Annotated in this window: 29 protein-coding genes and 1 tRNA gene; 11 read left to right on the top strand and 19 right to left on the bottom strand. The window is 67.4% G+C overall.

The annotated features are described in order from the left end of the window. Positions 1 to 132 precede the first annotated feature (132 nt). Positions 133 to 795 (bottom strand): cutinase family protein, encoded by a 663-nt coding sequence (locus tag AWC06_RS19730; RefSeq protein WP_085199678.1) that lies wholly within the window; start codon positions 793 to 795, stop codon positions 133 to 135. Positions 796 to 901: 106 nt separating this feature from the next. On the opposite strand from AWC06_RS19730, the gene AWC06_RS19725 reads away from it, so the two are divergent. Together AWC06_RS19725 and AWC06_RS19720 are read left to right on the top strand one after the other, a co-directional pair. Further along, the gene (locus tag AWC06_RS19725; RefSeq protein ID WP_139820142.1) at positions 902 to 1273 is read left to right on the top strand and encodes a DUF732 domain-containing protein; all 372 of its coding nucleotides are present in this window, start codon (positions 902 to 904) and stop codon (positions 1271 to 1273) included. 83 nt (positions 1274 to 1356) lie between these two features. After that, positions 1357 to 1662 carry a DUF732 domain-containing protein gene (locus tag AWC06_RS19720; protein WP_169715382.1) on the top strand — a complete coding sequence of 102 codons (306 nt, stop codon included), beginning with the start codon at positions 1357 to 1359 and terminating at the stop codon, positions 1660 to 1662. Positions 1663 to 1679: 17 nt separating this feature from the next. Here AWC06_RS19720 and AWC06_RS19715 read toward each other — a convergent pair. After that, a tRNA-Asn gene (locus tag AWC06_RS19715) sits at positions 1680 to 1752 on the bottom strand. A gap of 149 nt (positions 1753 to 1901) precedes the next feature. Between AWC06_RS19715 and AWC06_RS19710 the strand changes: the two genes are divergently transcribed. Beyond that, positions 1902 to 2150 (top strand): hypothetical protein, encoded by a 249-nt coding sequence (locus AWC06_RS19710; protein ID WP_085200062.1) that lies wholly within the window; start codon positions 1902 to 1904, stop codon positions 2148 to 2150. Between the two features lie 2 nt (positions 2151 to 2152). Here AWC06_RS19710 and dnaG read toward each other — a convergent pair whose 3' ends face one another. Beyond that, complete coding sequence (gene dnaG, locus AWC06_RS19705) at positions 2153 to 4057, bottom strand: DNA primase (RefSeq protein ID WP_085199675.1); 1905 nt, start codon at positions 4055 to 4057, stop codon at positions 2153 to 2155. A gap of 26 nt (positions 4058 to 4083) precedes the next feature. After that, a complete protein-coding gene (locus tag AWC06_RS19700; protein WP_085199674.1) occupies positions 4084 to 5331 on the bottom strand; it encodes a deoxyguanosinetriphosphate triphosphohydrolase in 1248 nt (415 codons plus the stop codon). A 49-nt stretch (positions 5332 to 5380) separates the two neighbouring features. Here AWC06_RS19700 and AWC06_RS19695 point away from each other — a divergent pair, with 49 nt between their 5' ends. Then, positions 5381 to 7387 carry a TPM domain-containing protein gene (locus tag AWC06_RS19695; protein ID WP_085199673.1) on the top strand — a complete coding sequence of 669 codons (2007 nt, stop codon included), beginning with the start codon at positions 5381 to 5383 and terminating at the stop codon, positions 7385 to 7387. A 275-nt stretch (positions 7388 to 7662) separates the two neighbouring features. On the opposite strand, the gene AWC06_RS19690 is transcribed toward AWC06_RS19695, so the two are convergent. After that, positions 7663 to 9096, bottom strand: coding sequence for a glycine--tRNA ligase (locus tag AWC06_RS19690; protein ID WP_139820141.1), 1434 nt, complete (start codon positions 9094 to 9096; stop codon positions 7663 to 7665). An 11-nt stretch (positions 9097 to 9107) separates the two neighbouring features. Here AWC06_RS19690 and AWC06_RS19685 point away from each other — a divergent pair, with 11 nt between their 5' ends. Next, the gene (locus AWC06_RS19685) at positions 9108 to 9497 is read left to right on the top strand and encodes an ArsR/SmtB family transcription factor (RefSeq protein WP_139820175.1); all 390 of its coding nucleotides are present in this window, start codon (positions 9108 to 9110) and stop codon (positions 9495 to 9497) included. Next, positions 9494 to 9886, top strand: coding sequence for a Fur family transcriptional regulator (locus tag AWC06_RS19680; protein WP_085199670.1), 393 nt, complete (start codon positions 9494 to 9496; stop codon positions 9884 to 9886). The genes AWC06_RS19685 and AWC06_RS19680 overlap by 4 nt, the downstream gene beginning before the upstream one ends. Here AWC06_RS19680 and AWC06_RS19675 read toward each other — a convergent pair. The 3 genes from AWC06_RS19675 to recO are packed head-to-tail and all read right to left on the bottom strand — an operon-like array spanning position 9883 to position 11925. After that, entirely contained in the window at positions 9883 to 10299 is a 417-nt protein-coding gene (locus tag AWC06_RS19675; RefSeq protein ID WP_085199669.1) for a hypothetical protein, read from the bottom strand. The genes AWC06_RS19680 and AWC06_RS19675 overlap by 4 nt on opposite strands. After that, positions 10299 to 11186 (bottom strand): decaprenyl diphosphate synthase, encoded by an 888-nt coding sequence (locus tag AWC06_RS19670; RefSeq protein ID WP_139820140.1) that lies wholly within the window; start codon positions 11184 to 11186, stop codon positions 10299 to 10301. Before AWC06_RS19670 ends, AWC06_RS19675 begins: the two co-directional genes overlap by 1 nt. Further along, positions 11170 to 11925: a DNA repair protein RecO gene (gene recO, locus AWC06_RS19665; RefSeq protein ID WP_085199667.1), complete on the bottom strand. Its 756-nt coding sequence runs from the start codon at positions 11923 to 11925 to the stop codon at positions 11170 to 11172. The genes AWC06_RS19670 and recO overlap by 17 nt, the downstream gene beginning before the upstream one ends. A gap of 62 nt (positions 11926 to 11987) precedes the next feature. Between recO and AWC06_RS19660 the strand changes: the two genes are divergently transcribed. Further along, complete coding sequence (locus AWC06_RS19660; RefSeq protein ID WP_227370925.1) at positions 11988 to 13454, top strand: amidase; 1467 nt, start codon at positions 11988 to 11990, stop codon at positions 13452 to 13454. Between the two features lie 2 nt (positions 13455 to 13456). Here the strand turns inward: AWC06_RS19660 and era are convergent, their stop codons facing one another. From era to AWC06_RS19625, 7 genes are all read right to left on the bottom strand, one after another. Then, on the bottom strand, positions 13457 to 14380 hold the full coding sequence (era, locus tag AWC06_RS19655; protein WP_085199665.1) for a GTPase Era: 924 nt from the start codon (positions 14378 to 14380) through the stop codon (positions 13457 to 13459). Further along, positions 14377 to 14643: a cytidine deaminase gene (locus tag AWC06_RS19650; protein WP_085200061.1), complete on the bottom strand. Its 267-nt coding sequence runs from the start codon at positions 14641 to 14643 to the stop codon at positions 14377 to 14379. Before AWC06_RS19650 ends, era begins: the two co-directional genes overlap by 4 nt. A gap of 49 nt (positions 14644 to 14692) precedes the next feature. Beyond that, entirely contained in the window at positions 14693 to 15991 is a 1299-nt protein-coding gene (locus AWC06_RS19645) for a hemolysin family protein (RefSeq protein WP_085199664.1), read from the bottom strand. A gap of 51 nt (positions 15992 to 16042) precedes the next feature. Beyond that, a complete protein-coding gene (locus tag AWC06_RS19640; protein ID WP_085199663.1) occupies positions 16043 to 16348 on the bottom strand; it encodes a hypothetical protein in 306 nt (101 codons plus the stop codon). Between the two features lie 23 nt (positions 16349 to 16371). After that, a complete protein-coding gene (gene ybeY / locus AWC06_RS19635; RefSeq protein WP_085200060.1) occupies positions 16372 to 16905 on the bottom strand; it encodes an rRNA maturation RNase YbeY in 534 nt (177 codons plus the stop codon). A gap of 7 nt (positions 16906 to 16912) precedes the next feature. Continuing rightward, positions 16913 to 17956: a PhoH family protein gene (locus AWC06_RS19630; protein ID WP_085199662.1), complete on the bottom strand. Its 1044-nt coding sequence runs from the start codon at positions 17954 to 17956 to the stop codon at positions 16913 to 16915. Positions 17957 to 18032: 76 nt separating this feature from the next. Then, positions 18033 to 18557 carry a nuclear transport factor 2 family protein gene (locus AWC06_RS19625; protein WP_085199661.1) on the bottom strand — a complete coding sequence of 175 codons (525 nt, stop codon included), beginning with the start codon at positions 18555 to 18557 and terminating at the stop codon, positions 18033 to 18035. Between AWC06_RS19625 and AWC06_RS19620 the strand changes: the two genes are divergently transcribed. Then, positions 18550 to 18993 carry a hypothetical protein gene (locus tag AWC06_RS19620; protein WP_211281998.1) on the top strand — a complete coding sequence of 148 codons (444 nt, stop codon included), beginning with the start codon at positions 18550 to 18552 and terminating at the stop codon, positions 18991 to 18993. The two genes, AWC06_RS19625 and AWC06_RS19620, sit on opposite strands and share 8 nt — an antisense overlap. Before the next feature lie 70 nt (positions 18994 to 19063). On the opposite strand, the gene AWC06_RS19615 is transcribed toward AWC06_RS19620, so the two are convergent. Genes AWC06_RS19615 through hrcA form a run of 3 tightly spaced genes read right to left on the bottom strand, consistent with a single transcriptional unit; the run spans position 19064 to position 22037 of the window. After that, the gene (locus tag AWC06_RS19615; RefSeq protein ID WP_085199660.1) at positions 19064 to 19810 is read right to left on the bottom strand and encodes a 16S rRNA (uracil(1498)-N(3))-methyltransferase; all 747 of its coding nucleotides are present in this window, start codon (positions 19808 to 19810) and stop codon (positions 19064 to 19066) included. A gap of 7 nt (positions 19811 to 19817) precedes the next feature. Continuing rightward, positions 19818 to 20954 carry a molecular chaperone DnaJ gene (gene dnaJ / locus AWC06_RS19610; protein WP_085199659.1) on the bottom strand — a complete coding sequence of 379 codons (1137 nt, stop codon included), beginning with the start codon at positions 20952 to 20954 and terminating at the stop codon, positions 19818 to 19820. A 39-nt stretch (positions 20955 to 20993) separates the two neighbouring features. Further along, positions 20994 to 22037 carry a heat-inducible transcriptional repressor HrcA gene (gene hrcA, locus AWC06_RS19605; RefSeq protein WP_085199658.1) on the bottom strand — a complete coding sequence of 348 codons (1044 nt, stop codon included), beginning with the start codon at positions 22035 to 22037 and terminating at the stop codon, positions 20994 to 20996. Between the two features lie 85 nt (positions 22038 to 22122). Here hrcA and AWC06_RS19600 point away from each other — a divergent pair, with 85 nt between their 5' ends. The 3 genes from AWC06_RS19600 (at position 22123) to AWC06_RS19590 (ending at position 23985) form a co-directional block, all read left to right on the top strand. Continuing rightward, on the top strand, positions 22123 to 22434 hold the full coding sequence (locus AWC06_RS19600; RefSeq protein ID WP_085199657.1) for a type II toxin-antitoxin system VapB family antitoxin: 312 nt from the start codon (positions 22123 to 22125) through the stop codon (positions 22432 to 22434). Between the two features lie 73 nt (positions 22435 to 22507). After that, a complete protein-coding gene (locus tag AWC06_RS19595; RefSeq protein ID WP_085199656.1) occupies positions 22508 to 23104 on the top strand; it encodes a carboxymuconolactone decarboxylase family protein in 597 nt (198 codons plus the stop codon). Further along, the gene (locus AWC06_RS19590; RefSeq protein ID WP_085199655.1) at positions 23101 to 23985 is read left to right on the top strand and encodes a sigma-70 family RNA polymerase sigma factor; all 885 of its coding nucleotides are present in this window, start codon (positions 23101 to 23103) and stop codon (positions 23983 to 23985) included. Before AWC06_RS19595 ends, AWC06_RS19590 begins: the two co-directional genes overlap by 4 nt. Here the strand turns inward: AWC06_RS19590 and AWC06_RS19585 are convergent. After that, positions 23982 to 24521: an MTB12 family secreted protein gene (locus AWC06_RS19585; protein ID WP_085199654.1), complete on the bottom strand. Its 540-nt coding sequence runs from the start codon at positions 24519 to 24521 to the stop codon at positions 23982 to 23984. The two genes, AWC06_RS19590 and AWC06_RS19585, sit on opposite strands and share 4 nt — an antisense overlap. Positions 24522 to 24541: the final 20 nt, after the last annotated feature.

Genomic DNA, 24541 nt, shown 5'->3' with positions numbered 1-24541 from the left:
ATAATGTCGTGCGGGTCGCACGCGGCCACAAACCCTGCGCTGCTCGCGCAGCCATGTGTTTCCAAGCTTATGCCGCGTTTGCCCAGCGTGCAGGCGGTTTTAGCGGAGGCAGGAGTGGTCGCCTACTTGGAATCACCCTGAGTTTGACGACGATCCGGGCTGCAGCCGGCCGGCGACGAACGTCGCCGCCTGATCTGCCATGCCGGACTGGACATACAAAAGGTGCGGGACCATGTTCCCGCCTTCGGAACAAATGATGTCGTCGGGAATACACAAATCGATCGCCTTGGGGCGGTAGGGCGGGCTGAGCGTCGGCAGCTGCCCGCCCATCAGCGAACTCGCGTAGGGGCTGGAGGGATTGCCGAAGAGCGCGACGGCCGCGACATGACCGGCCGTCTGAGGCGGCATCGACGCGCTCGAGAAATCGATCACGCTCGCGCCCTGGGAATAGCCGCCAAGCACCAGTTTGGTGTTGGGACAGTTCGCGATCACGTTCCCGATATGAGCGCTCGCGTCACCCGCACCTGCTAACGCACTATTTCGGTAATCGTCGGTCGCCGGGTAGTTGACCGGGTAGGCGCCGATGGAACTGCCCGGCAGTTGGGAGCGAAGCGAGTCGACGAATGCCTGGCCGACCCCACCGAGCCCCACGGGCTCGCCGGTGCCCCGAGCGAACACCACCTCTGCGTCAGAACATGGATCGGCAACGGCGGGCGGACTTCCGGACGCGCTTACCAGCGCCCAGGTCATCACCACCACAACGCCGACGATCCGAATGAGGTTGCGCGCGCCCATTTCCAAATGCTGACATATCGCCGGCAATGCGCAGCGCGGATTGGCCTGTCGGGTAAAACGACGAAACCGACAGGACAACTGTGCCGATGTGGACGATGATGGAGCGATGCGACCGCTTCAAGCGCTTGCCGGCCTCGCCGTCATCATCGGCCTGGCGGTGCCGGCGCACGCCGACCCGGGCAGCCCCGACCCGGGTGCTGATGCGCGTTTTCTGGACTCGCTGAACAAAGCGGGCATGACCTATCGCAGCGGGCCCGATGCCATCGCTGCCGGCAGAATGGCCTGCGACATGATGAACTCGGGGCAATCGGAAATGGACGTCGTCAACCGGTTGGCTGCGCTCAACCCGGGATTGAACACCGGTGGCGCCATGAAGTTTGCTGCGCTTGCATCGAGCGCTTACTGCCCGGAGTTCCTGGACAAGTCCAGCACCAAGACCACGTCTCCTGGCCCCATTCCCGGTCTTCCCGGCCGATGAGCGAGCGTCCGCGTTAAAAGGTTGTTTCGTCACGGTGAGAACCGCAACGCTGCGGCGATGATGAGCTGATGCGAATCCGATTGATGCTGTCGATCGTGGGGGCCGCGATCGCACTGGCGGCGCCTGCCGGCGCCGACGACGGTGACCAAACCTTTCTTGCCGACCTTGATCGGGCGGGAATTCACTACAGCGACCCAGACCAAGCCGTCACCGCAGGCAAGACCGTGTGCTCGTTGAAGGACAGCGGCACGAGCAACGATGATGTCGTCACAGACTTAACGGATCAAAATCCGGGTTTCGCCCCGGAGAAGGCAGCAAAGTTCGCGACGATCGCGACTAACGACCTCTGCCCGCAAAACGCTGAGGGTGGAGCGCAGAGCTCGGACTAGACGAGCGGTATTTGCGGCTCCCCCGGCTGGACTCGAACCAGCAACCCTTCGGTTAACAGCCGAACGCTCTGCCAATTGAGCTACAGGGGACTGCTCCCATCCGCGTACCTGCCTGCGCGGATCGCTGGATGACTCTAGCGTACTGGCCTCCGCACGCCCAACCAGCCGGATCGCCCGCCCGAGGGCGCTGCCCGCGGAGATGAGGCAGGATGGACCCGTCGAGAGTCGGGAGGGCCGTTTTGATCCGGTATGTCATTGTGCTGGGACTGGGTTATGTGCTGGGCGCGAAGGCCGGGCGTCGCCGCTATGAGCAGATTGTCGGCACCTACCGCGCCATGACCAGCAGTCCCGCCGCCAGATCGGTGATCGAAGCGGGCCGGCGCAAGATCGCGAATCGGGTCTCGCCCGACGCGCGGATGGTGACATTGACCGAGATCGACGACGCGACCAGCGTCGTGGAACCGCAAAAGCCGCGCCACGCGAAGTGACTTCAGGCGGTCAGGTCGTCGCCGCTGGCCTGTTCGAGCAGGCTGCGCCGATAGGCCTCCATGGCGACTAGGTCACCGAACAGAGCGTGGTAGTCGTCGCCCTGCTCCACTGGTGACATCCGCTGCAGCTTGGACTTGACCTCGGCGATCTGCCGGCCCACCCACACCTCTTGCAGTCGTGCCAGCACCCCGCCGATGTAACGCGGCAACTTGTCGTCGTCGTCGACTCGGATGCCCTCGACTCCGAGCTCGCTGATCAGTCCGGCGGCGGCCGGCGACGGGGCCTGCTGGCGCACCGCATCCAGCCACTGCGCGCCGACGATGCCCGCGCCGGTTCCGCCCGCCGCCTCGATGGCCGTGTACACCGCCGCATAGCCGGGATGGGTGAAGCTCTCGACCGTCAACGCGTCGAACACAGGGCCGGCCAGCGCCGGATACTGCAACGCCGACTTGAGCGCCTCGCGCTGCGGCCACAGCGTGGGGTCCTTCGGGTCGGGGCGAATGGCGGCGGGCGCGGCGGCGTCGGCGGAGGCTGCGGCGGTGCGGCGGGGCGTGGCGCGGCTGCGGGTCTTGGGATGCTTGGCCTGTTCGCGGACCCGGCCGATGACCTGCGCGACGTCCGGCCAGCCCACCCAGCCGGCGAGTTGGCGCGCGTACTCGTCGCGCAGCGTGGGATCTTTGATCTGGGCGACCATCGGCACGCACCGGCGCAGCGCATCCACCCGGCCCTCGGCGCTGTCCAGGTCGGTTTCGGCCAGCGTGGTGCGAATCGCGAACTCGAACAACGGCGTTCGGCGCGCGACCAGATCGCGCAGCGCGCCGTCACCGTGTGTCAATCGAAGGTCGCAGGGGTCCATGCCGTCGGCGGCCACCGCCACAAACGACTGGCCGGCCAGATGCTGTTCGCCGGCGAACGCTTTGAGTGCGGCGGCCCGGCCGGCTTCATCGCCGTCGAACACATAGATCAGTTCGCCGCGAAAGAAGTTGTCGTCCATCATCAATCGCCGCAGCATCGCCAAGTGCTCGTCACCGAATGCGGTGCCGCATGACGCGACCGCCGTGGTCACCCCCGCCAAATGCATCGCCATCACGTCGGTGTAGCCCTCGACGACGACGGCCTGATGTCCCTTCGCGATATCGCGTTTGGCCAAGTCGATACCGAACAGCGCCGACGACTTCTTGTACAGCAGCGTCTCGGGGGTGTTGACGTACTTGGCCTCCATCGGGTCGTCGTCGAACAGCCGCCGGGCGCCGAATCCGATCACCTCCCCGGCCGAGGTGCGGATCGGCCACAATAGCCGCCGGTGAAACCGGTCGATCGGGCCGCGGCGACCCTCTCTGGACAGGCCGGCGGCCTCCAGCTCCTTGAACTCAAAACCCTTGCGCAGCAGATGTTTTGTCAGCGAATCCCAGCCCGAGGGAGCGAAGCCGCAGCGGAAATGCCGGGCCGCGTCGCCGTCGAAGTTCCGCTCGGTCAGATAGCGGCGGGCCGGCGCGGCCTCGTCGGATTCCAGGGCCTCGGCGTAGAACGCGAGCGCCGCCGCGTTGGCGGCGAGCAGCCTGCTGCGACTGCCCCGGTCCCGCTGCACACTGGTGCCCGCGCCGGTGTAGCTGATCGTGTAGCCGATCCGGTCGGCCAGCAGCTCGACGGCCTCGACGAAGCTGACGTGTTCGATTTTCTGGACGAAGGCGTACACGTCGCCGCCTTCCCCGCACCCGAAGCAGTGGAAGTGGCCGTGGTTGGGCCGCACATGGAAGGACGGCGACTTCTCGTCGTGAAAGGGGCACAGGCCCTTCATGGAGTCAGCGCCGGCGCGCCGCAATTGGACGTAGTCGCCGACGACTTCGTCGATGCGGACTCGTTCGCGGATGGCGGCGATATCGCGATCGGAGATACGGCCGGCCATCGGCTCAGTGTAGAGCGGGCACCGGACTAGTCGGCCTCGATGCGCTCAAGCCGACCCTCGGTGTAGGAGGCGATCTGGTCGACGACGACGCGCAGCCGGGCACCGTCGTCGGCGGCGGTGTTGAACGCCGGCACGAACAACGGGTCGAGGGTCCTGGGCGCCCCGGCGAGCAGCCAGTTCGCCGCCCGGTGGATGCGTTCGCGCTGCGCGCGCTGCCGCTCGAGGTGCCGGGGGTCGGACATGATGAACTGCAGCGCCAGGATCTTCAGCACCGCAACCTCGGCGCGGACCACATCGGGGACTTGCAGGTTCGCCGCGTAGCGCGCCAACGGCCCGGGCCGGGAAGCGGCCCGGGTGGCCGCGATCGCCGCCGACGCGAACCGGCCGACCAGCTCGCTGGTCAGCCGCTTGAGCGCCACCGACGCCGAGAGGGTGGCGTCGTACTTACCGACCGCGGCGACCACCGGCAGTCCCGAAAGCCGGTGCGCGGCCGCGGCCAGGTCATCGGCACGCACACGGGCGAACGCGGTTTCGCCGAGTTTGGCCAACGCGCCGGCTTCGTCGTCGTCGGCGAGCACCCGAAGGTCGATTCGGCCGGAGACGATGCCGTCCTCGACGTCGTGCACCGAATAGGCGACGTCGTCGGCCCAGTCCATCACCTGCGCTTCCAGACATGGCCGATCCGCCGGCGCGTTTGCGCGCACCCAGTCGGCGGGCTCGCGGTCGATGTCGTAGAAGCCGAACTTGGGTCTGCCTCGATCACGTGTCCACGGATATTTGGTCACCGCGTCCAGGGCCGCCCGGGTCAAATTCAGCCCCACGCTGCGGCCTTGCGGATCAACAACTTTGGGCTCCAGGTTGGTCAGGATCCGGAAGTTCTGCGCGTTGCCTTCGAAGCCGCCGTACGCGGCGGCGACCTCGTCGAGCGCCTTCTCCCCGTTGTGCCCGTACGGCGGGTGGCCGATGTCGTGGGCCAGACCCGCCATGTCGACCAGGTCGGCGTCGGCGCCCAGCCCGATCGCCATCCCCCGGCCGATCTGGGCGACCTCCAGCGAATGGGTCAGCCGGGTGCGCGGCGTGTCGCTTTCTCTGGGCCCGACAACCTGTGTCTTGTCGGCCAGGCGCCGCAGCGCGGCGCTGTGCAGGACCCGGGCCCGGTCCCGGGCGAAGTCGGTGCGGTGCTGGCCCTCGGTGCCCGGCAATCCCGCGGTCTTGGGCGCTTCGGGGACCCGCCGCTCGCGGTCGAAGTCGTCATACGGATCCTGCTGACTCATCGTCGCTCAGTCTGCCAGGGCCGTGCCGAACCGCATTAGATTGGCGAGCATGCGTATCGCCCGCGTGATCGCCGCGTTCCTGGCTGTTCTGCTGACCGGACTGCTGGCGGCGCCCGCGGCCGTCGCCCAACCGCCGTTCCGGCTTGCCGACTACGTCACCGACGATGCGGGCGCATTGAGCGGCTCGGGGCGCGCCGCGGTCGGGTCGGCCGTCGACAAGCTTTACGCCGACCGCCATATCCGGCTGTGGGTGGTCTACGTCGACAACTTCTCCGGGCAGCCGGCCGTGAGCTGGGCGCAGAGCACCCGGCAAGCCACCGACATGGGCGACTTCGACGCGCTGCTCGCGGTGGCTACCGTCGACCGCGCCTATGCGTTCCTGGTGCCGTCCAGAGTGCCGAGCATCACCACCGGGCAGGTGAACGACTTGCGGCGCAACCAGATCGAACCCGCGTTGCATCGGATGGACTGGAGCGGTGCGGCCGTCGCAGCCGCCGAGGGGCTCAATCGGGAGCAGGGCGGAAGCTCCGCCGGATCGTGGGTGCCCATGCTGATCGCGCTGGGCGTGATCGTGATCGGGGTGCTGGGTTTGTTCCTGGTGATGCGCTACCGGCGCCGGCGGCGGCGTGCGGCCGAGCTGGCCGCTGCGCGGCGCATCGACGCGACCGACCCCGATGCGCTGGCGGCGCTCTCGTTGGGCGCCCTCGACGACCTGTCCCGGATGAAGGTGGTCGAAGTCGACAACGCGGTACGTACCAGTGCCAATGAACTGGCCCTGACCATCGAGGAATTCGGTGAGCAGCGAACCGAGCCGTTCACCCGGGCGGTGAACAACGCCAAAGCCGCTCTGGGCCAAGCGTTCACCGTGCGCCAACAACTCGACGACGCGATACCGGAGACGCGCACGCAGCGGCGCGAGCTGCTGACCCGGGTGATCGTCTCAGCAGCACGCGCCGATCGTGAGCTCGAGTCGCAGCGGGAAGCCTTCGAGGAGATGCGCGACCTCGTCATCAACGCCCCGTCACGGCTCGATCGCCTGACCCAGCAGATCGTCGAGCTGACCGCGCGCATCGGCCCCGCCGAAGAGCGAATGACCGCACTGCACAAGGAATTCGACGCTGCGGCGCTGACGTCGGTGGCCACCAACGTTGCGACCGCCAAGGACCGGCTGGCATTCGCCGACCAGAACCTCAGCCGAGCGCGTGAGCTGGCGGCCCGGCCCGTCAGCGGTCAGCAGAGCGAACTGGTCGACGCGCTGCGCGCCGCCGAGTCGGCGCTGGGACAAGCGCGTGCGCTGCTCGACGCGGTCGACAGCGCCGCCACCGACATCCGCCACGCCGTCGCCACCCTGCCGTCGCTGATCGCCGACATCCGGGCGGGCATCGAGCAGGCCAACACGCAGTTGGTGCAGGCGCAGAAAACCAAAGCGCCGCATATCCGCGAGCTGGCCGACGCCCGAGACACGGCGGTCAATGCCGTCGACGCCGTCAACGCCGGTGGTTCGGCCGACCCGCTCGGCGCGTTCACCCGATTGACCCAGGCCGACGCCGCGCTGGACCGGTTGCTGGCCACCGTCGCCGAGGAGCAGGCGGCCGCCGAGCGACTCAACCGCACGCTGGAGCAGGCGCTGTTCACCGCCCAGTCGCGGGTGCGAGCGGTGACCGACTACATCGACACCCGCCGCGGCAGCATCGGGCCCGAGGCGCGCACCCGGCTGGCCGAGGCCAGCCGCCGACTGCAAGCCGCGATGGACAACCGGGCCACCGACGTCAGTGCGGCCATCGCCGACGCCAACGCCGCCGCCGCGCTGGCCGCACAGGCGCAGACGCTGGCCAACGACGACGTTCAGTACGCGCAGCGAGCCTACGCCGGACGCTACGGCGGCGGCAACGACCTGGGCGCAATGATGGGCGGCATCATCATCGGCGACATGCTGGGCGGGGCGATGCGCGGCGGGTTCGGCGGCGGATGGGGTGGCGGCTGGGGTCCCACGTCATTCGGCGGGTCGCCGGGCGGGTCCGACGGCGGCTTCATGGGCGGCGGCGGACGCTTCTAAGACGCTTGTAATAAGACGCGACAGCACACCACGCCCAAGTGTGCTGCCGCGCCAAGTATGGGAGTTAGTGCCTCCTGGAGCTGTGGGCGCTTTCGGTGGAGGTCACCGTATCCACGTAGACGATCGTATTACCCATGTGACCAATATTGGGCGACGATGAAGAAATTCGTCCAACATTTCGGAATCCTTGGCCTCCGAGGAGAACGGCCCGCCGACGAGGCGGGCTAGAAGCCGAGGCTCTCCAGCTGCGATTGGTAGGAGAGCGGCGCCTTCCCCTAGCAGGCCCGCAGGCGTACGGCCAGGTAGTCGGCGACGGCGTCCATCCCCACTCGCTCCTGGGTCATGGCGTCGCGCTCGCGAACCGTGACCGCCTGGTCGTCGAGCGAGTCGAAATCCACCGTCACGCAAAACGGCGTGCCGATCTCGTCCTGGCGCCGGTAGCGCCGACCGATCGCGCCGGCGTCGTCGAACTCGACGTTCCAGCATTTCCGCAACTCGGCGGCCAGATCGCGGGCCTTGGGACTCAGGTCGGCATGGCGGGATAGCGGCAACACCGCAACCTTCACCGGCGCCAGCCGCGGATCCAGCCTCAGCACCGTGCGCTTGTCCATCCCGCCCTTGGCGTTGGGGGCCTCGTCCTCGTTGTAGGCGTCGATCAAAAACGCCATGAACGATCGGGTCAGCCCGGCCGCCGGCTCGATCACGTACGGCACATAACGGGTGTCGGTGGCTTGGTCGTAGAACGACAGGTCGACGCCGGAATGCTTTGCGTGCGTTGACAAGTCGAAATCGGTCCGGTTAGCCACACCCTCCAGTTCACCCCACGGGTTTCCGGCGAAGCCGAACTTGTACTCGATGTCGACGGTGCGGTCGGAATAATGCGACAGCTTGTCCTTCGGGTGTTCCCACAACCGCAGATTCTCGCGATTGATACCGAGGTCGACGTACCACTGCAGCCGGGTGTCGATCCAATACTGGTGCCACTCCGGCGCCGTCGCGGGCTCGACGAAGAACTCCATCTCCATCTGCTCGAACTCGCGGGTGCGAAAGATGAAGTTGCCGGGGGTGATCTCGTTGCGAAAGCTCTTGCCGATCTGGCCGATACCGAACGGGGGCTTGCGGCGCGCGGTGGTGACCACGTTCGCGAAGTTGACGAAAATGCCCTGCGCGGTCTCCGGCCGCAGATAGTGCAGGCCCTCCTCGGTTTCGATCGGCCCGAGATAGGTCTTGAGCATCATGTTGAACTCGCGTGGCTCGGTCCACCGGCCCGGCTCGCCGGTATCCGGATCCCGGATATCGGCCAGCCCGTTGGGCGGCGGATGCCCGTGCTTTTGCTCGTAGGCCTCGATGAGCTGGTCGGCGCGATAACGCTTGTGGGTGATCAGTGACTCGACCAGCGGGTCGTGGAATACGTCGACATGCCCGGAGGCGACCCACACCTCGCGCGGCAGGATGATCGAGGAGTCCAGTCCGACGACGTCGTCGCGGCCGGTGACGACCGAACGCCACCACTGCCGTTTGATGTTCTCCTTGAGTTCCACCCCCAACGGCCCGTAGTCCCACGCCGACTTGGTGCCGCCGTAGATCTCGCCGGAGGGATAGACCAGGCCACGGCGTTTGGCCAGGTTCACGACGGTGTCGATGACGGACGCCACGAGGTGCCATCGTAGCCATCGAGGTGACGGTCTTTGACATGCGCGATCATGCATGTGACAGTGGAATCAACATGTCACCTGCTATGTCCACGGCGGCCGACGGCGACCTCGGCGCCGACGACGGCGCCCACGAGCGCAGCGGTACGGCCGATCTGCCGGCACCCCCGCCGCGGGAGATCCTCGACGCCGCCGGCGAGTTGTTGCGGGCGCTGGCGGCGCCGGTGCGGATCGCGATCGTGCTGCAGTTGCGCGAATCCCAGCGCTGCGTGCACGAACTGGTCGACGCGCTGGGCGTGCCGCAGCCGCTGGTCAGCCAGCATCTGAAGATCCTCAAGGCGGCGGGTGTGGTGGCCGGGGAACGCTCCGGCCGCGAAGTGCTCTACCGGCTGGCCGATCACCACTTGGCGCACATCGTGATCGACGCCGTCGCGCACGCCGGCGAGGAGAGCCTGTGACCCGCGCGGGTGAGCGCGCTACCCGGCAGCGAGCGGCGATCTCGACGCTGCTGGACACGCTCGACGACTTCCGCTCCGCGCAGGAACTGCACGACGAGCTGCGGCGCCGCGGCGAGAACATCGGCCTGACCACCGTCTATCGGACGCTGCAGTCGATGTCGACGACGGGCTTGGTTGACACGCTGCGCACCGACACCGGCGAATCGGTGTACCGGCGCTGTTCGGACCACCATCACCACCACCTGGTGTGCCGCGGCTGTGGGTCCACCGTCGAGGTCGGCGACCACGAGGTCGAGACGTGGGCGGCGGAGGTCGCCGCCGAACACGGCTTCTCCGACGTCAGCCACACGATCGAGATCTTCGGGACCTGCGCGGACTGCCGGGCCTAGACCGCGAGCGAGCGGCGGATCTCGGCGCCCCTGTCGAGCACCATCAAGATCAGTGTGCGCAGCGCGTCGTCGCTGATTCCGCCGCCCGGAAAGTTGTAGCGCAGCATCACGTCGGCGGTCTTGCCCGAGTTGCGCTTGGCGGTCGGCTCGCTCATCTTTTCCACGAGGTCCACCGAGCCGAGCAGGGTGCCGTGCGCCAGCTCGGCTACCCGGTCGCGAGTCTTCTTGGTAAGAGCCAGATCCCACGCCACGATCTGGGTGAGCGACACCAGGTCGAGATCCTCGGTGATGGTCACCGCCCGCAATGAGGCGAACGTGCCGTCGTGACGCACGGTCAGCGCGCCGTCGTCTTCCTCCTCGACGGGCAGCACCGCCTCCAGTACCGACAGCAGCCGCTCCTGCAGCGATGGCATCAGGCGCTGCCGAATCGTCGATGGCGCGACGCGTATTCCTCGCAGGCCGCCCACAGATCGCGGCGGTCGTAGTCGGGCCACAATTTGTCCTGGAAGATGTATTCAGCGTAGGCCGCCTGCCACAGCATGAAATTGCTGGTCCGCTGCTCACCCGAAGTCCGCAGCAGCAGGTCCACATCGGGAATGTCGGGCCGTTGCAGGTGCCGCGCGACGGTCGCCTCGGTGACCCGTTCGGGGTTGAGCTTGCCCGCCGCGGCCTCACGCGCGATGTTCCTTGCGGCTTCGGCTATTTCGGCACGGCCGCCGTAGTTGACGCAGTAATTCACGGTGATGACGTGGTTGCGGGCGGTCATCTGCTCGGCAATCGCCAATTCTTTGATCACGCTGCGCCACAGTCGTGGTCGCGAGCCCACCCACCGTATCCGGACTCCCATCTCGTTGAGGTTCTCGCGGCGCCGCCGTACGACGTCGCGGTTGAACCCCATCAGAAAGCGGACCTCCTCTGGGGAACGGTTCCAGTTCTCGGTGGAGAAGGCGTAGAGGCTAAGCCATTTGATACCGATTTCGATTGCACCGCAAGCGATGTCAATGACAACCGCCTCGCCCATCTTGTGGCCCTCGACGCGAGCCAGTCCGCGCTGGGTGGCCCAGCGGCCGTTCCCGTCCATGACGATCGCGACGTGGGTGGGTAGCTGGTCGGCCGGAATCCTCGGGGCGGCCGCCTTGGAGATGTGCTGCGGCGGCCGACGGGGGCCGCCATCCGGCGACGGCGGCAGCTCCGGAAAGACCACCGGCCACGTCGACTTGTCGGGAAAGGTCGGGTAGTCGTCGGGCGCCGGGGGCAGTTGCGGGAAGCCCTTCCGGATGTGCTCAGGCAAAGCTGCGATCCACCCGGTCGATCCGCTCGACCAGCGGCAACGTTCGCAACTGCCGCTCCAGATGCCATTGCAGGTGGGCGGCCACCAATCCGCTGACCTGACTGCGCGCCGATGGCGGCGCGGCCTCGGCGGCTTCCCAGTCGCCGTCGTGCAGCGCGGACATCAGATCCAGCACACCCAGCGGCGGTCTGGCCGCACCGACGGGGCGGCAGTGCGGACAGACGCTGCCGCCGGCGGCGATGTGAAACGACGTATGCGGGCCCGGCGCGGCGCAGCGAGCGCATTCGGTCAGCGCGGGTGCCCACCCGGCGATGCTCATGGCGCGCAGCAGATAAGCGTCCAGAACCAGCTCGCGGGGTCGTCGGCCGTCGGCGACGGCCCGCAGCGCACCGACCGTGAGCCGATGCAGCGCCGGAGCCGGGGCCCGTTCCTCACCGGCGAGGCGTTCGGCGGTCTCCAGCACCGCGCACGCGCAGGTGTATCGGCCGTAGTCGCTGACGATGTCGGTGGCGAACGCGTCAAGCGAGACGACTTGCGTGACGATGTCCAGGTTGCGGCCCGGATGCAGCTGCACGTCGATATGGGCGAACGGTTCCAGCCGCGCGCCGAACTTGCTGCGCGTGCGGCGCACACCCTTGGCCACCGCGCGAACCAGTCCGTGGTCGCGGGTGAGCAGGGTGACGATCCGGTCGGCTTCGCCGAGCTTGTGCTGGCGCAGCACCACCGCCCGGTCCCGGTAGAGCCGCATCACACCAGTCTGTCATCGCGCTGAGACATCGCCGGTATCGCACGCCGATAATGTCGATACCGATGATGCATCCTCCGCACTCCCGCCTGCCCACCCTGACCGACCTGCTCTACCAGCTGAACAGCGGCGAGGTGACGTCCGACGAGCTGGTCCGCCGCTCGTTGCACGCCATCGACGTCAGCCAGTCCACGCTGAACGCGTTCCGGGTAGTGCTCACCGAGTCGGCGCTGGTCGACGCCGCCGAAGCCGACCGCCGCCGCGCCGCGGGCGACGACGCGCCGCTGCTCGGTGTCCCGATCGCGGTCAAGGACGACGTCGACATCGCCGGGGTGCCAACCGCCTTCGGCACGTCGGGCTTTGTGCGGCCTGCCACGAGCGACTCCGAGGTGGTGCGCCGGCTGAAAGCGGCCGGCGCCGTGATCGTCGGCAAGACCAACACGTGCGAGCTGGGCCAATGGCCGTTCACCAGCGGACCCGGGTTCGGCCACACCCGCAACCCGTGGTCGCGCAAGCACACACCGGGCGGGTCGTCGGGCGGCAGCGCCGCCGCGGTGGCCGCGGGCCTGGTCACCGCGGCGATCGGCTCTGACGGCGCCGGCAGCGTCCGCATCCCGGCGGCCTGGACGCATCTCGTGGGCATCAAGCCGCAGCGCGGCCGCATCTCCACCTGGCCGCTGCCGGAAGCGTTCAACGGCATCACCGTCAATGGCGTGCTGGCCCGCACGGTCGAGGATGCGGCGTTGGTGCTCGATGCCGCATCCGGCAACGTCGACGGCGATCGGCACAAGCCGCGGCCGGTGACGGTATCCGACCACGTGGGCATTGCTCCCGGGCCGCTGCGGATCGCGCTGTCAACCCGGTTTCCGTTCACCGGGTTTCCGGCGCGACTGCATCCGGAAATCAGGGCGGCGCTGGAATCTGTGGCCGACCAACTTCGGTTGCTCGGCCATACTGTGATGCCGGGCAACCCGGACTACGGGCTGCGGTTGTCGTGGAACTTCCTGTCGCGCTCCACTTCTGGCCTGCTCGACTGGGCCGAACGACTCGGCGACGGGGTCACCCTGGACCGGCGGACGATGTCCAACTTGCGGATGGGACGGTTGCTCTCGGAGTCGGTGCTGCGCGCCGCTCGCGCGCACGAGGCCGCCGACCAGCGCCGGGTGGGCTCGATTTTCCGGATCGTGGACGTGGTGCTGGCGCCGACGACCGCGCAGCCGCCTCCGCCGGTGCATGCGTTCGACAAGTTGGGCGGCCTGGGCACCGACCGCGTGATGATCGCCGCCTGCCCGGTGACCTGGCCGTGGAATCTGTTGGGGTGGCCGTCGATCAACGTGCCGGCCGGGTTCACCTCCGAGGGTCTGCCGATCGGTGTGCAGTTGATGGGACCGGCCAACAGCGAGCCGCTGCTGGTCTCGCTGGCGGCCGAGCTGGAGGCGCTCAGCGGCTGGGCGGCCAAGCAGCCGCAGGTGTGGTGGAACACCGGCACCGGCACGTCGCTGGACACGGGTGGGCTGGAGCCCACGCGATGATCTCAAAAGCCTAGTCGGCCAAGCTGTTTGGGATCGCGCTGCCAGTTCTTGGCGACCTTGACTCGTAGGTCGAGATAGACCTTGGTGCCCAGCAGCTTCTCGATCTGGCTGCGCGCGGCTGTGCCCACCTCGCGAAGGCGTGTGCCGCCCTTGCCGATCACGATGCCTTTCTGGCTGTCGCGCTCTACGTAGAGGACGGCGTGCACGTCGATCAGGTCGTCGCGACCCTGGCGCGGAGTGGTCTCGTCGATCACCACCGCCAGCGAATGCGGCAGTTCGTCACGGACCCCCTCCAGGGCGGCCTCCCGGATGAACTCGGCCATCAGGACCTCTTCTGGCTCGTCGGTGAGCTCCCCGTCGGGATAAAACGCCGGCCCGGGCGGCAGCGCGGCGGCGAGGACGTCGATCAGAACGTCGATCTGCTCACCGGTCACTGCCGAGACCGGCACGATCTCGGCTTGCCGACCGTCGGGGCTGCCGACGAGTTCGCCGACTGCGGCGAGCTGTGCGGCCAGTTTGTCCTTGGATACCTTGTCAATTTTGGTGACGACGACGACGAGTGTCGTTGCGGGTGCGATGGAACGGATCTGCTCCATGATCCACCGGTCCCCCGGACCGATCCCCTCGTCGGCTGGAATGCACAGGCCGATGGCGTCCACTTGTGCGTAGGTGTCACGGACCAGGTCGTTGAGCCGCTTGCCCAGCAGCGTGCGCGGCCGGTGCAGCCCCGGAGTGTCGACCAGGATGATCTGGAAGTTCTCCCGATGCACAATGCCGCGGATGGTGTGCCGGGTGGTCTGCGGCCGACTCGACGTGATGGCGACCTTCGTGCCGACCAGGGCGTTGGTCAGCGTCGATTTCCCGGTGTTGGGCCGGCCAACGAAACATACGAAGCCGGAATGGAATTCAGCGTTCGCCGCGGTCACGACAGCACATTGCCCTCGCGGTCGGTGATGATGACCACCGCCGTGCCGGACATTTCGCGGACGGCGGCGATGCCGGCGTCATCGGCCGAGCCGCCGACCAATGCGGCCGCCTCCAACCCGGCCGCCCCACTGGACACCGCCGCGGCCACCGCCGTCTGCAAAGCGGTCAGCTGCAGCGCCGAGAGGTTCACCGGCGCACCGGCGTACGTGCGGCCGTCGACGTCACGCACAGCGGCTCCGCTGCCGGCCTCCGCACGCGCCATCGCAGAGCGGGCCAGCACCACCAGCTTGGTGTCTTCGGCGTCAAGCGGCTCAGCTGCCACCGGTGACCTCCTGACCGTCGGAGTCGACGCGGCTCAGCAATACCGTCCCGATCCGTAGCCGCCCGCGATGGTCGGGGCCGCCTTCGGCTTGCAGCCGCAACCCGTGTGATACCACCTCCGCGCCGGGTAGCGGGACGCGGCCCAGCTCCAGGGCCAACAGTCCGCCAACCGTGTCGACGTCGAGGTTGTCGTCGAATTCCATGCCATACAGGTCGCCGACGTGTTCGATCGGTAGCCGCGCCGATACCCGGAAGCGGTTGTCGCCCAGTTCTTCTACCGGTGCTATTTCGGCTTGGTCGTACTCGTCGGCGATCTCACCGACGATTTCCTCCAGCACGTCCTCGATCGTCACCAGCCCGGCTATCGCACCGTATTCGTCGACCAGCAACGCCATGTGGTTGCGGTCGCGCTGCATTTCCCGCAGCAACGTGTCCAGAGGTTTGGAGTCCGGCACGAACACCGCTGGACGCATCAGCTCGCCCACAGTGGTGTCCCGGCCGCCGTTGGTCGAGTAGTACGTCTGCTGGACAAGGTCTTTGAGATACACCACGCCGACGACGTCGTCGACGTTCTCGCCGATCACCGGGATGCGGGAATGGCCGCTGCGCACGGCCAGCGATGTCGCTTGGCCGGCCGATTTGTCGCTTTCGATCCAGATCATCTCGGTGCGCGGCACCATCACCTCGCGGGCCGGGGTATCGCCGAGTTCGAAGACAGACTGGATCATGCGGCGCTCGTCGGCGGCGACCACGCCGCGCTGCTGTGCCAGGTCGACCACTTCGCGTAACTCGATCTCTGATGCGAAAGGTCCGTTGCGGAATCCCCGGCCCGGGGTCAGCGCGTTACCGAGTAGCACCAGTAGTCGGCTGATCGGCATCAGCAGTAGCGAAATCGCTTGTAGCGGAAGGGCTGCCGCCAACGAAATCGAATATGCGTTCTGCCGGCCGAGGGTACGCGGGCCGACGCCGATGACGACGAAGCTGGTCAGCACCATGATCACGGCGGCGGCGATGCGCCCCCACTCCCAGCCGAGCTCACCGTGGAGGAAAGCCACCAGCAGCACGGTTGCGGTGATCTCACAGGTGATCCGTAGCAGCACAACCAAGTTGATGTAGCGGGGCCGGTCGGACATCAGCTTGGCCAGCCGCACCGCGCCCGGCCGCCCGTCACGCACCAGTTCGTGGACGCGGGCCATTGATACCGTGCTGATCGCGGCATCGGTCGCCGCGAACAGCCCGCCCAGGCATATCAGCACAATTGCGGCGAGTAGCGGAGCGGACCCGTCCAATTCACCACCTTTTGCCAGGTTTCACACCGCCGAAGCGCCCCGGGGCCGCGTTTAGATCCCAATCCAGACCCATTGCTGATGGGCCTGATCCCACACCGGGTGCAGCGGCGGCGCCCCCGGCGCCGGTGAAGGAGGCGGAGGGATGTCCTGCGGCGCCCAGATCGGCGCGTATTGCGGTGGGGGTGTCCACCACTCTGGCTGTGGCGGTGGCGGTTTGCACTCGTTGGTCCATACATTGCGCGACCAGTTGGGGTCGCATTGCGCCGAGCTGACCCCCGGCGTCGCCACCGTCGCAGCCGCCATCAGAACCGACACGACCGCGACTCCGGCCGCCAGATGACCGACGAAACGCATCATCGCAGGACCTCCAAGCGCTCGCTCTAATTGTCGAAATACCTTGATTTGTCAAGCAGCCGACGGTCTTTCTCGCTCTGGCGATCCTGGTGGTAGGCCTCCACCTGGTCGGCGACCCACTCCTCCAGCAGCCGGTGCTGCAGAGCGAACATCTCTTTTTCCTCGTCCGGCTCGGCGTGGTCATAGCCCAGCAGATGCAGCACACCGTGAATCGTCAGCAGCGCCAGCTCGTGACCGAGCGAATGACCGGCGGCAGCCGCCTGCTCGGCGGCGAACTCCGGGCATAGCACGATATCGCCGAGCATCGCCGGGCCGGGCTCGGGTGCATCGGGGCGGCCGCCCGGCTCGAGCTCGTCCATCGGAAAGCTCATCACGTCAGTGGGGCCGGGCAGGTCCATCCAACGCATGTGCAGGTCGGCCATCGCGGCGGAGTCCAACAGCAGCATCGACAGCTCGGCAGCCGGATTCACCTCCATCTCCGCGATGACGAACCGGGCGACGCTGATCAGCTCGGCCTCGGAGACGTCGATGCCCGACTCGTTGGCGACCTCGATGCTCATGACACGCTCACCGGCGGTGGCGGACACCCGATGCCCGCCGCGCGGCCCGGTTCATCGTCAGGCCGGGCTCTTCGTATTTTGCGTAGGCGTCCACGATTTCGGAAACCAGCCGATGGCGCACCACGTCGACACTCGTCAGCTCCGCGAGATGGATGTCGTCGATGCCCTCGAGGATGTCAACCGCCGCCCGCAGCCCCGACCGCGCGCCACCCGGCAGGTCGATCTGCGTAACATCGCCGGTGACAACCACTTTGGAGCCGAATCCCAACCGGGTGAGGAACATCTTCATCTGCTCGGCGGTGGTGTTCTGCGCCTCGTCGAGGATGATGAACGCATCATTTAACGTGCGACCGCGCATAAATGCCAGTGGCACAACTTCAATCACGCCGGAGGCTATCAGCTTGGGGATCAGCTCGGCGTCCATCATGTCGTAGAGCGCGTCGTAGAGCGGGCGCAGGTATGGGTCGATCTTCTCGCTCAGTGTGCCCGGTAAAAAGCCAAGGCGCTCACCGGCTTCCACCGCAGGGCGGGTGAGGATGATGCGAACCACCTGCTTGGTCTGTAGTGCGTTGACCGCTTTGGCCATGGCCAGATACGTCTTGCCGGTGCCAGCTGGCCCGATCCCGAACACGATGGTGTTGTTGTCGATGGCGTCGACGTAGCGCTTCTGGTTGAGGGTCTTGGGTCGAATGGTCTTGCCGCGGCGCGACAAGATGTCCAGGGTCAGCACTTCGGCCGGCGACTCGTTGCCGGTACCGACCAGCATGGCGACGCTGTGGCGCACTACTTCTGGCGTCAATGGCTGCCCGCTGGCCACGATCGGGATCAGCTCGGAGATCACCCGCTCGGCGAGCGCGACGTCGGCGGGCTCACCGGAGAGGCTTACGGCGTTGCCGCGCACATGCAGATCGGCGGCAAGAATGCGCTCCAGTGCGCGCAGGTTTTCGTCGGCGGAACCCAGCAGGCCCACGACGAGGTCGGGCGGAACATCGATGCTGCTGCGTACCTGAGATGACGATGAATCAGCAGCGTTGGTCTCGCGGGGCGTCACGTGGTTTCTGATGCCTGCTTTCTGCGGTCTGTTCAGCGGTTCAGGTTCTAAAGTCTACCGCCGCGACCCCGACAGGTCAGCGCTGTAGCAGCGTATTGGCTGGTAGATCCTTGTCGAGGACCTTCTCGGCCTGGCCTACGCCGGTGACCGGCAGCGACTTCTCGTCCAGCAAACCGACCTGCACCAACAGCGACGCCTGATCCCAGTAGATCCGCTCGTAGGCCACCTTGTCCGCCTCGAATCCCATCACGACCACCACCGGAAGCAGCACCGTGCGCCCGGTAGGCGCCACGCCCGGAAGGAACGTCGGCATCGGGATGTCGTGGGTGAACGACATGATCATCTCGTCGACCACGCGGTCGCTGCCGACCGTGCGGCAGACCGGGATGATTCTGGTGTCGGCGGGCCAATGCCCGATGAAGTACTTGCCGTAGAAATCCGCCAGTGCGTCGGCGCCGACCCCGCCCATCATCGTGGGCACGTGGTTGACGTACGGCTGCGCGGTCATCGTCGCCATGGTCGCCGCAACGTCCTCGGCGACGAACTCGTCGGCGACATGCTCGTCGAAGATCGCGCTCAGATCGTAGGTTTTGTTGACCATCCTGCAAGCGTCGCACTTCGGCTGCCATCTCATGCGCATAACCGTCGACGGCGGCGGGAACATTGAAGTGATGACGATCCGGTACCTGGAATTCGTTCGCGCGGGATGGGGTGCGCTGTTGTTGACGGCCCCGCGTGCTGTGCTGACCGCAGTGCGGGCTGTGCATGTCGACCGCAAGGCGCTCGCCGTCACCCGCATCCTGGGTGCACGCCAACTTGTCCAGGCATCGTTGTCGGGAGTCAATCCCACACCGGAGATCCTGGCGGCCGGCGTCTGGGTGGATGCGGTGCACTCGCTGACCGCGTTTGGGCTGGCGGCGGCCGATCGTCGTCGGGTCCGGGTGGGCGTGATCGATGGGATGGTCGCGGCAGTATGGGCCGGCTTGGGGTGGCACCACCTGCGCGCCAACAAGACTCGACAGGATCCTCCACCGTGAGATTGCACGCAGGGTTGTGGTTGCCCGTGGATCAACAGCCCTGACTGCAATCTCACGCCATCACCGCCAGCTACTCCCAGCGCGCCGTCAACACCCCCAGCGCGCCCAACGCCACCGCAGCGGCGGACGACGTGCGCAGCACCGTCGAGCCCAGCCGCACCGCGATTGCACCCGCGTCGGTCAACGCCGTGATCTCATCGGGGGCAATGCCGCCCTCGGGACCGACGATCAACATCAACGAGTTCGCTTGTGCCACACTGAGTTCCGTCAACCTATCGGTTGCCGATTCGTGTAGCGCCAGCACCATCGCCCCGCTCGCCACCGCGTCGCGAACCCGGTGGGTGAGCGCAGTGGTGGACAGCACGCCCTCGACCGGCGGGATGTGGGCGCGACGTGATTGCCGCGCGGCAGAGCGGACCACCGCGCGCCAGCGGCGCAGACCCTTCTCCATTCGCGCACCGTCCCACCGCGCGACACAGCGCGCCGCCTGCCAGGCCACAAACGCGTCAGCGCCCGCCTCGGTGGCCAACTCGACGGCCAACTCGGAGCGCTCAGCCTTGGGCAGGGCCTGCACGACGGTCACGGACGGCTGCGGCGGCTCGACGCTCCAGCGCTCGAGGACCCGCACGGAAAGCCCGTCGCGGCCGGATTGCTCGACTATGCAGCGAGCCAGGCCGCCGGCGCTGTCGCCGAGCAGCAGCTCTTCGCCGGGGCGGATCCTGCGCACAGTCGCGGCGTGAAAGCCTTCGTCGCCGCCGACGACGGCCAGCGCACCGGTTTCGGGCAGCGTGTCGACATAGAACAGCGGCGCCGCCATGTGCGGGCTAGCGACCGGTGAACGTCTCGCGCAACCGGCTGAACAACCCGCTGGTGGCGGCGCCGTGCGTGGAGCGCACTTCGGGTACGTCGCGGTCACGGCGGCTCTTGAACTCGCGCAGCAGTTCGATATCGCGATTGTCGAGGCGGTCCGGGATCACGACCTCGACGTGCACGTGCAAGTCGCCCCGCGTTCCGGACCGCAGATGCGGCATCCCATGGCCGCGCAGCGTCGTCACCGAACCGGGCTGCACGCCCGCGGGGATGGTGATCTCGGTGAGCCCGTCCAGGATCGCGTCGACCGTCACCGTGGTGCCCAGGGCGGCGTCGACCATCGGTACCGAGATCGTGCAATGCAGGTCGTCGCCGTCACGCACGAAGATGTCGTGGGCCTTCTCGTGGACCTCGACGTAGAGATCACCCGCCGGTCCCCCGCCGGGCCCGACTTCGCCCTGGCCGGCCAACCGGACCCGCATGCCATCACCGACGCCCGCAGGGATCTTCACAGTGATCTCCCGGCGCGAGCGCACCCTGCCGTCCCCGCCGCACTGGTAGCACGGGTCGAGGATGACCTCGCCGACGCCGCGGCAGGTGGGGCACGGGCGTGACGTCATCACCTGGCCGAGCAGCGAGCGCTGCACGGTTTGCACCTCCCCACGACCACCACAGGTGTCACAGGCCACCGGCGCCGAATCGCCGTTGGTGCCGCGGCCCTGGCAGCGGTCGCACAGCACCGCGGTGTCGACGGTGACCTGCTTGCTGACCCCTGTTGCGCACTCGGCAAGGTCCAGCCGCGTCCGCAGCAGCGAGTCCGAGCCCGGACGGACCCGTCCGATGGGACCGCGGGAGGTGGACCCGCCGCCGAAGAACGCCTCGAACACGTCGCCGAGCCCGCCGAAGCCGGGGAATCCGTTTGCCATCGCGGCGTTCTCCAGCGGGTCGCCGCCCATGTCGACGATGCGCCGCTTCTCCGGGTCGGAGAGCACCTCGTAGGCGACGCTGATCTCCTTGAACTTCGCCTGGGCAGCCTCGTCGGGGTTGATGTCGGGATGCAGTTCCCGCGCGAGCTTGCGATAGGCGCGTTTGATCTCCGCATCGCTCGCGTTTCGGCTCACGCCGAGCAGACCGTAGTAATCGCGTGCCACGCCTAACCTTCCTTGTGCCGCGTCAGCACGGGCGCGCGTTCATCGAGCACCCAGCACTTCGCCGATGTACATAGCAACCGCAGCGACACTAGCGATAGTTCCCGGATAGTCCATGCGGGTGGGCCCCAGCACACCCATGCCGCCGTAAACGGTGTCCGTGGTGCCGTACGCGGTGGACACCACCGAGGTGCCCGCCATCTCCTCGACCTCGGTCTCGTGCCCGATGCGCACGGTCACCTTGCCGGCTTCCTGCTGCGCCGCCAGCAGCCGCAGCACCACCACCTGCTCCTCGAGCGCTTCCAGGATGGACCGCAGGGAGCCGCCGAAGTCGGCCGTGTTGCGGGTCAGGTTGGCAGTGCCGCCGAGCACCAGCCGCTCCTCGCTGTGCTCGACCAGTGACTCCAGCAGCACCGTCGCCGAGCGGCCGACGGCGTTGGACAGGCTGCCGGAGTGGCCGCCGCGTCCGTCGAGCTGCCCGGCCAACTCGGCGACCGCTGCAGAGGCCGCGGTGAGCTTTTTGCCTTCCAGCGCCTGCCCGAGAATCTCCCGCAACTGGGACAGCTGATGGTCGTCGATGACGTCGCCGAGCTCGACGATGCGCTGATCGACGCGACCCGTGTCGGTGATCACCACCATCAGCAACCGGGCCGGGGTCAGCGCGATCACTTCCAGGTGCCGGACGGTCGACGTCGACAGCGTCGGGTACTGAACGATGGCCACCTGACGGGTCAGCTGGGCCAGCAGCCGCACCGCGCGGCGCAGCACGTCGTCGAGGTCGACGGCGGACTCGAGGAAGTTCTGGATGGCGCGCCGCTCCGCGGCCGAGAGCGGTTTGACGTCTTCGAGCCGGTCGACGAATTCGCGGTAGCCCTTCTCCGTGGGCACCCGTCCGGAGCTGGTGTGCGGCTGGGTGATGTAGCCCTCGGCCTCCAGCACAGCCATATCGTTGCGGACCGTGGCCGACGAGACGCCGAGGTTGTGCCGCTCCACCAGCGACTTCGAACCGATCGGTTCCTTGGTGGCAACGAAGTCGGCGACGATCGCACGCAACACCTCGAAGCGGCGGTCGTCGGCACTTCCCATTGCTGTCCACCTCCTTGACCGCGTCCATTTTACGGTGATCAGCAGCGGGTTACGGTCGCGGCGGGACACGACTAGCCTTAACGCGATGATTTTCAAGGGCGTGCGCGATGGCAAGCCGTATCCCGACCACGGTCTGTCCTATCGGGACTGGTCCGCGATACCGCCCCGGCAGATCAGGCTCGACGAACTCGTCACCACCACCACGGTGTTGGCGCTGGACCGGCTGTTGTCGGAGGATTCCACGTTCTACGGCGACCTTTTCCCGCACGCTGTGAAGTGGCGCGGCATCCTCTACCTCGAGGACGGCCTGCACCGCGCGGTGCGCGCTGCGCTGCGCAACCGCACTGTGCTGCACGCCCGGCTGCTCGATATGGATGCGGTGGGGCAACACGCCTAGTGGTCACATTCGGCCGATGGCCGGTGTCGAGGTAGGTGAGAGACCGAATCCGACATTCGACAGGAGGACGGCCATGCCACGAATTGCCGGGGTGTCCGACCGCGACGCCGGCCTGGGCGCCAAGATCGCGTTCTTCTTCACCAAGCGGCGGTTGGCGAAGATGACCGGACTGGAAACCGCCACCATGCTCGAACCGCTGCGGATGTACGCGCATATTCCCAAGCTGCTCAACGCCTATGGCCGGCTGGAGCTGGCGGAGTCGAAACTGGACATCCTCAGTCCCCGTCACCGGGCGCTCGCCGAGCTGAAGTCGGCGACGACGGTGCGCTGCGAATACTGCATCGATCTCGGGTCGCAGATCGCCCGCCGCTGGGGAATCACCGACGAGGAACTGCTCGCGATGGCCGACTATCGCAACGCCACCTGTTTCTCCGACCTGGACAAGCTGATCCTCGAATACGCCACCGCGGTCAGCCGCACACCGGTCGAGGTGACCGACGAGTTATTCGACCGCCTGCGAGAGCATTTCGACGACGCTCAACTGGTCGGGCTAACCCACGTCATCAATCTCGGCAACATGCGGGCCCGCTTCAACATCGCGCTCGGCATCGGGGCGTCGGGTTTCAGCGAGGGCAGGGTGTGCGCGGTGCCCGACGCAGGTAACCGGTGACCGGCAACGCGGCGCTGGCCGAGCGTTTCCAGGCGGCGCGCCCGCATCTCGGGGCGCTCGCCTACCGCATGCTGGGCTCGGTCGACGACGCCGAGGACGCGGTGCAGGAGGCCTGGCTGCGGCTGAGCCGCGATGGCGCCGCCGAAGGGGTGGTCAACCTGGACGCCTGGCTCACCACCGTGGTGGCGCGGATCTGCCTCAACGCCTTGCGCGCCCGCCGCAGCGGCGTCCGCGAAGAACTCGTCGCGCACGTGCCGGACCCCATCGTCGATGCGGTCGGCGAAGCCGATCCCGAACACCAGGCGATGCTGGCCGACGCGGTGGGGCTGGCGTTGTATGTGGTGCTGGACACTCTGCCGCCGGCGGAGCGGCTGGCGTTCGTGCTGCACGACGTCTTCGCGGTGCCGTTCGACCAGATCGCGTCGATCGTCGAGCGCTCACCGGAGGCCACCCGCAAGCTGGCCAGCCGGGCGCGCAGGCGCATCAACGACGCGGCGCCCGACCCGGACACCGACCTGGTGGCCCAGCACGCCGTCGTCGACGCCTTCTTCGCCGCCGGGCGCGCGGGTGACTTCGACCGGCTGGTCGCCGTGCTGGACCCCGACGTGTCGTTGCACGGCGACTTCGGCCCCGGGCCGGCCGGGCTCCGCTCGGTGCGTGGCGCCTCCGCGGTGGCCGGTCTGGCCCGTGGTTACGCGGCGCCGGAACGGGAGGTGCGCCCCGCCGTCGTCAACGGGGCCGCCGGCGCGGTGATCTTTGTCGCGGGCCAGCCGACGGCGATCATGGGCTTCGTCGTCCGCGGCGGGCGGATCGCTGCGATCGACGTGCTGGCCGATCCGGCGCGCATCGCGCGGATCGACCTGAGCGCAGTGGGCGGCTAGTCGATTCCGCTCGTGGCCGTCTCCAGCAGCGCCTGTGCTGAGTCGTGCGCGATCACCCAGTTGCCGTCTTGGTTGGCGAACGTGTAGTTCTGCGTGACCGGCGCGGCAAGCTTGGGACCCGTCGTGGTGACGTCGGCGGTGACGTTCGGACCGGCCTGCTGAATGTTCGTCACGTTGAACTGCTCCGGGAAGTTCCCGTTCCGGTATGCCTGTCTCAGCCGGTGGTCGGCCTCATGGCCCTCGTTCGGGGGAATGCCTCCTTGGACCAGATTCTGCTTGGTCGTATACGACACGCCGGGGTTGGTCACTTGGTCGCACAGGCTGGACAACTGCTCAGCGCTCGGCAGGGCAGCCGGCGCGCCCGGCGGGGGCGGGTTTGGCGACGGCGGCGGGTCGAGTGGAAGTGGGGCGCCGACGGCGGCGAGCTGCACCTGATCCGCGGCTGGGTGGCCATAGGCGATGGACGTCACGCCGGCGGCCGCGGCTCCGATCGCGGCGGCGGCTGCCGCACCTGTGGCGAGGGCTTTGACGGTCATGGCTGTCCCTTCGATTCGGA

It is taken from the genome of Mycobacterium fragae (assembly GCF_002102185.1).
In the GTDB taxonomy this organism is placed as follows: domain Bacteria; phylum Actinomycetota; class Actinomycetes; order Mycobacteriales; family Mycobacteriaceae; genus Mycobacterium; species Mycobacterium fragae.
This window is presented reverse-complemented; position numbering and strand designations above follow the sequence as displayed.

Bases quoted from the DNA above. Each gene is read 5' to 3' on its own strand.
- AWC06_RS19585 (WP_085199654.1), bottom strand. From the start codon at position 24,521: ATGACCGTCAAAGCCCTCGCCACAGGTGCGGCAGCCGCCGCCGCGATC.
- dnaG (WP_085199675.1), bottom strand. From the start codon at position 4,057: ATGGCCGGCCGTATCTCCGATCGCGATATCGCCGCCATCCGCGAACGA.
- recO (WP_085199667.1), bottom strand. From the start codon at position 11,925: ATGCGGCTCTACCGGGACCGGGCGGTGGTGCTGCGCCAGCACAAGCTC.
- AWC06_RS19625 (WP_085199661.1), bottom strand. From the start codon at position 18,557: ATGGTCAACAAAACCTACGATCTGAGCGCGATCTTCGACGAGCATGTC.
- AWC06_RS19700 (WP_085199674.1), bottom strand. From the start codon at position 5,331: ATGAGTCAGCAGGATCCGTATGACGACTTCGACCGCGAGCGGCGGGTC.
- ybeY (WP_085200060.1), bottom strand. From the start codon at position 16,905: ATGAGCATCGAGGTCGCCAACGAGTCGGGCATCGACGTCTCCGAGGCC.
- AWC06_RS19690 (WP_139820141.1), bottom strand. From the start codon at position 9,096: ATGCATGATCGCGCATGTCAAAGACCGTCACCTCGATGGCTACGATGG.
- AWC06_RS19640 (WP_085199663.1), bottom strand. From the start codon at position 16,348: ATGATGCGTTTCGTCGGTCATCTGGCGGCCGGAGTCGCGGTCGTGTCG.
- AWC06_RS19595 (WP_085199656.1), top strand. From the start codon at position 22,508: ATGCCACGAATTGCCGGGGTGTCCGACCGCGACGCCGGCCTGGGCGCC.
- AWC06_RS19660 (WP_227370925.1), top strand. From the start codon at position 11,988: ATGATGCATCCTCCGCACTCCCGCCTGCCCACCCTGACCGACCTGCTC.
- AWC06_RS19720 (WP_169715382.1), top strand. From the start codon at position 1,357: ATGCTGTCGATCGTGGGGGCCGCGATCGCACTGGCGGCGCCTGCCGGC.
- AWC06_RS19725 (WP_139820142.1), top strand. From the start codon at position 902: ATGCGACCGCTTCAAGCGCTTGCCGGCCTCGCCGTCATCATCGGCCTG.
- AWC06_RS19695 (WP_085199673.1), top strand. From the start codon at position 5,381: ATGCGTATCGCCCGCGTGATCGCCGCGTTCCTGGCTGTTCTGCTGACC.
- hrcA (WP_085199658.1), bottom strand. From the start codon at position 22,037: ATGGGAAGTGCCGACGACCGCCGCTTCGAGGTGTTGCGTGCGATCGTC.
- AWC06_RS19600 (WP_085199657.1), top strand. From the start codon at position 22,123: ATGATTTTCAAGGGCGTGCGCGATGGCAAGCCGTATCCCGACCACGGT.
- AWC06_RS19730 (WP_085199678.1), bottom strand. From the start codon at position 795: ATGGGCGCGCGCAACCTCATTCGGATCGTCGGCGTTGTGGTGGTGATG.
- AWC06_RS19615 (WP_085199660.1), bottom strand. From the start codon at position 19,810: ATGGCGGCGCCGCTGTTCTATGTCGACACGCTGCCCGAAACCGGTGCG.
- AWC06_RS19650 (WP_085200061.1), bottom strand. From the start codon at position 14,643: ATGGCGCGTGCGGAGGCCGGCAGCGGAGCCGCTGTGCGTGACGTCGAC.
- AWC06_RS19675 (WP_085199669.1), bottom strand. From the start codon at position 10,299: ATGCCATCGCTGCAGGAGCGGCTGCTGTCGGTACTGGAGGCGGTGCTG.